Annotated in this window: 6 protein-coding genes; 4 read left to right on the top strand and 2 right to left on the bottom strand. The window is 42.6% G+C overall.

The features are described 5' to 3' along the window. The first annotated feature begins 177 nt into the window (after nt 1-177). The gene (locus PX481_RS10080; RefSeq protein ID WP_002734463.1) at nt 178-489 is read left to right on the top strand and encodes a DUF2499 domain-containing protein; all 312 of its coding nucleotides are present in this window, start codon (nt 178-180) and stop codon (nt 487-489) included. Then, a complete protein-coding gene (locus tag PX481_RS10075) occupies nt 482-787 on the top strand; it encodes a DUF3593 domain-containing protein (protein WP_043999528.1) in 306 nt (101 codons plus the stop codon). The genes PX481_RS10080 and PX481_RS10075 overlap by 8 nt, the downstream gene beginning before the upstream one ends. Here the strand turns inward: PX481_RS10075 and PX481_RS10070 are convergent. Continuing rightward, nucleotides 739-1,029 carry a hypothetical protein gene (locus tag PX481_RS10070; RefSeq protein ID WP_288024380.1) on the bottom strand — a complete coding sequence of 97 codons (291 nt, stop codon included), beginning with the start codon at nt 1,027-1,029 and terminating at the stop codon, nt 739-741. The genes PX481_RS10075 and PX481_RS10070 overlap by 49 nt on opposite strands. A gap of 2 nt (nt 1,030-1,031) precedes the next feature. On the opposite strand from PX481_RS10070, the gene PX481_RS10065 reads away from it, so the two are divergent. Next, a complete protein-coding gene (locus PX481_RS10065) occupies nt 1,032-2,051 on the top strand; it encodes a glycosyltransferase (protein WP_288094524.1) in 1,020 nt (339 codons plus the stop codon). Between the two features lie 182 nt (nt 2,052-2,233). Beyond that, entirely contained in the window at nt 2,234-3,109 is an 876-nt protein-coding gene (locus PX481_RS10060) for a Tab2/Atab2 family RNA-binding protein (RefSeq protein ID WP_288094523.1), read from the top strand. Nucleotides 3,110-3,153: 44 nt separating this feature from the next. Here the strand turns inward: PX481_RS10060 and PX481_RS10055 are convergent. Next, nucleotides 3,154-4,623: carotenoid oxygenase family protein (locus PX481_RS10055; protein ID WP_002763641.1), on the bottom strand; the 1,470-nt coding region annotated here is incomplete at its 5' end.

Here is a 4,623-nt window from a genome sequence, read left to right as displayed (position 1 = left end):
CCTTGACACACAATATTTAAGGCTCTTTAGTAAAATATCCTTCAGGTAGAACCTGAATAAAGGGTTCCCAAGTAGAACCTGGGAACGAGATAAGAACTCAAATCTGATAACTGATAACTGATAACTGATAACTTACCCACTGATAACTGATAACTGATAACTGATAACTGTAAAAAAATGAATGCTTTATCAATACCGACGTGGATAGTTCATGTATCGAGTGTCGTAGAATGGATAGCGGCAATCTGGTTAGTCTGGACCTATGGCGACATCAGTAGCGATCGATCGTGGCGAATGTTATCTTGGGGGATGTTACCCGCTTTAATTGGGGCCATGTGTGCCTGTACATGGCATTTTTTTGATAATATCAGTGCCTTATCCTGGTTAGTCACCCTACAGGCAGCCATGACTGTCTTAGGAAATTTTACCCTCTGTGCTGCCGGTTGGTGGCTGTGGCGTTCCAGTAAAATTAGCGTTAACAATGAATAAAGAGAGTTTATTTGCCATCTCCCTGTTTCCCTATCTGGGGTTTCTTTGGTTGATCACTCGTTCGGGAAAAATGCCCCGTTTAGCCCTAATTGGCTTTTATGTGCTGTTAATCTTCGTTTTTATCACCATTCCTGCCGGTATCTACGCCAAAATCCACTATGGTCAAGAATTAGCTAACGTCGATTGGTTACACGGCAGCGCCGAATTTTTCCTCACCCTCTCCAATATTCTCGTCGTCTTAGGTTTTCGTCAGGCAATTTTAGCGAAAAAGGAAACAGAGAAAGGGGAACAGGGATAAGGGGTGTGGGGTGTGGGGTGTGGGGTGTGGGGAAGTGGGAATTGGGGTGTAGGGTGTGGGGTGTAGGGTGTGGGAAGTGGGGAAGTGGGGAAGTGGGAAGTGGGGGGTATTTTCAGGGAACAGTGGACAGTGAACAGTAAACAGTAATCAGTGAACTGATGACTGATAACTGATAACTGATAACTGATAACTGATAACTGAATTGTGATACAATCGCCCCAAAACGTCCCCGCGTCAGTCAAATATGTCCCCGATTACACCGTCCATCAGTGTCAACGAACCAAACCCGCAGGCTGCCATCCAGACTTTATCGGTAGTGGTTCCCATTTATAACGAAGTGGACAGTATCCCCCATCTCGTCGAGAGTATCGCCACGATTTTGCGTTCTTATCAAATTAACTACGAGATAATCTGTGTTGACGACGGTTCTAAGGACGGTTCCACCGAGGTTTTAACTAATTTAGCCAAAAATCGCGATGATCTCAAGGCGGTAATATTGCGACGCAACTACGGACAAACCCCCGCTATGGCTGCCGGATTCAATTATGCCACGGGACAGGTCATCGTTACCCTCGACGGCGATTTACAGAACGATCCCAATGATATACCCCTATTATTGGCCAAATTAGAGGAAGGTTATGACCTCGTGAGTGGCTGGCGCAAAAATCGCCAAGATGACCGGGTAAAACGGCTTTTACCCTCAAAAATAGCTAATTGGCTGATAGCAAAGGTTACAGGGGTCAAATTACACGACTACGGTTGTTCTTTGAAAGCCTATCGAGCCGAATTAGTCGCCGATATGAATCTTTACGGGGAATTACATCGCTTTTTACCCGCATTGGCTTTTATTGAAGGGGCAAAAATAACCGAAATTCCCGTTAATCACCACGCTAGACGGTTCGGACAGAGTAAATATGGTTTAGGTCGCACAATTCGCGTGATTATGGACTTATTTACTGTCTTTTTTATGAAAAAGTTCCTCACCCGTCCGATGCACATTTTTGGACTCTACGGACTGTTATCGATGGTAGTGGGGATTATTCTAGGCACTTATCTGACTATTCTCAAACTCGGTTTCGGACAAGAAATCGGCGATCGACCTTTGTTAATCCTGGCCGTGTTATTCTTTTTAACTGGGGTACAATTACTCTGTTTTGGTCTTTTGGCAGAAATTTTGATGCGAACTTACCATGAATCCCAAAAACGTCCCATCTACCGCGTTCGTACTGTTGTCGGGAATAGGGGATTTTTCAGTGAGCAGTGAGCAGTAATCAGTGAGCAGTAAACAGTAATCAGTAAACAGTAATCAGTGAAAAGACATCTCGGAACTTGCCACTTAATATTGTTCACTGAAAACTCAAATCTGATGACTGATAACTAAATCACTGATAACTGAATCACTGATAACTGATAACTGATAACTGATAACTGATAACTGAAAAAAATATGACTATTTGGGAACTTGATTTTTATTCGCGGCCGGTGGTGGATGAAAATAATAAAAAAAGATGGGAATTATTAATCTGTGAAACTCCGGCAACAATCGATCGCTCCTCCGATACAATATTTAAATATGCCAGTTATTGTCCTAATACGATGGTTAATTCCCAATGGTTAGGAGAGGCAGTTACTGCAGCTATCAAGGAAGCGGGGGTAACTCCCAAAAAAATTCGCTTTTTCCGTCGTCAGATGAATAACATGATTAGCAAAGCTTGCGAGGATATCGGTATTCCCGCTTCCCCTAGTCGTCGCACTCATGCTCTCACTAGATGGATAGAAGAAAGAATGGTTAATTTATACCCTCAAGAAGTTGGTTATGATCAAAATTTAACTAAAACTGCTTCCGTTAATTATCCCCCTTTAAATGCTGTTCCCCTTCCCGATGCTGTCCGGGGAGATAAGGCAGATAAATGGGCTTTTGTTACGCTAGAATTGTCTTCTTTTAATGATTTAAAAGATTGGGATATTAGCTTCGGAGAAAATTTGCCTATACTGGGAATGGGGTTAGATGAGAATCTAAAAATCCCCGGTTTAGTTATTTTTTCCCCCCGCGCTTTACCATTAGCTGGTTGGATGTCAGGGTTAGAAATGGCCTATTTAAAGTTAGAAACTGGTTCTCGTCCTCTGCTACGTTTAGAAACGGGTGCTAGTGATAGCTGGATTCTCGTCAACGTCACTAATGCCGAGACTTTAAACGAAGCCAAAAACTTTGAAGAAGCTAAACAAAAAGCCAATAATCTGCATTTTTTAGCCATTCAATCTAACCCTGAATCGGAATCCTTCGCTGGTTTTTGGCTACTACAAGAAGGCTCTCAAGAGTAAAGTTTAGTCAAGGTGGGTTTTCAATCCACCCCCACAGAATTAACTTAAAAACATTGTCTAGTCCAGCTACCGTGTAACCCGTAGGGAATATGATGTTTAAGATGGATAACTGCTAGGGAATTAGTGATATCTTTAGCATCTAAGATTACCCCATTCGATCGATGATTGGCCGCATCGTAAGTAACTACCAATAACCAACCATCATCTTCAGCGATTCCATCGGGTTTAGGCACAAAAATTGGCTCACCTGCGAATCCCCGGGGGGCAAAAGAATGTAATTGTTTTTCTCCCGTTAATAAGTCCAGTTTTAAGATTGCTTGCAAAGGAGCATTACCAGTGGCATGATGAGCGGCAGCGATGTATAAATAACGGTAATCTCGACCAACTTTTGCAGGATTAATGCTGGGAAACTCACAACAATGCTCTAGAATACATTCTCTTGTAACGGTATTTTCTGATAAATTTAGTGTAAATCGCCACAGATGTCCGGGAGCTAAACTATCAAAATCTACCGATTGAAAATTGCTATTTGAATCCAGTTGTGGTAAGGATTGATAACAAATAGAATCGATATAAATTTTCTCCCCTTGTGCAAAAGCATTGCTATGATGGAACACAAAACCCGATGGAGTTTCTAAAACTTTCACTTCTCTTTTGTTAGGATCCCGGGGGATAATAATAATCTTAGTTAACTTGTCCGGTTGATTGATGACGCATTCCCCCGCACCTTTTAACCCAAAAAGAAAGGGAAAAGGATTATAACCAACCGGGTTTTGGAAAAAGATAGCGTAGTGGGGAGTAATAACAAAATCGTGGATAAAACAGAAGCCAGGTATACTGTGGGTATGACGACGTAATAACTTACCCGTGGGACTAATTTCGTAGAGAGTAATGGCACTCGACAAACCCGTTTTAATGGCAAAATTTACCAGACAAGGTTGATGATTATCGAAGATACAAGCGGGATCGATGCGAGGATGAGCGGCAAAAGAATCGCCTTTTTCCAAGATACCATCGAGATAGTCTAAACCAATAGTATCAAGGGTTTTAGCATCGAGGCGATGGGGTTCGGCCGCTTCCCAAAGTGCCAGTAATTTATCACCCCAGTAGATAACATTAGTATTAGCAATATTTTTCAGACGCAAATCAAAAGCATTGCCGAAAATTCCCCCCGGTTTTTTCGTGCCGAAAACACCGCGATAAAGGGGTTTTCCCGCTTTCTGTTCCTGGAGATAACCCTCAGTTTTCACAAAACGATTACGATAATGTACGCGCCCATGGTTGAAGCTAATCGCGCTGATCATACCATCCCCATCGAAGGGATGAGCGATCGCAGTGCCAGCGATATCGAGTAAACCGGGGCCGTTTTTAAAGACTGTACCCTGTAAATCGGGGGGAATTTGCCCCTCGATGTCTTCTACCTCGTAATCGTACTCGTTAGGTTGGGATTGATAGCCTTTTTGCCAATCCTGACGATTATAGGATTTTTCGCCAATTGTCGGAGTTAATACCAT

This window comes from Microcystis sp. M53603_WE2 (assembly GCF_030065435.1).
This window is presented reverse-complemented; position numbering and strand designations above follow the sequence as displayed.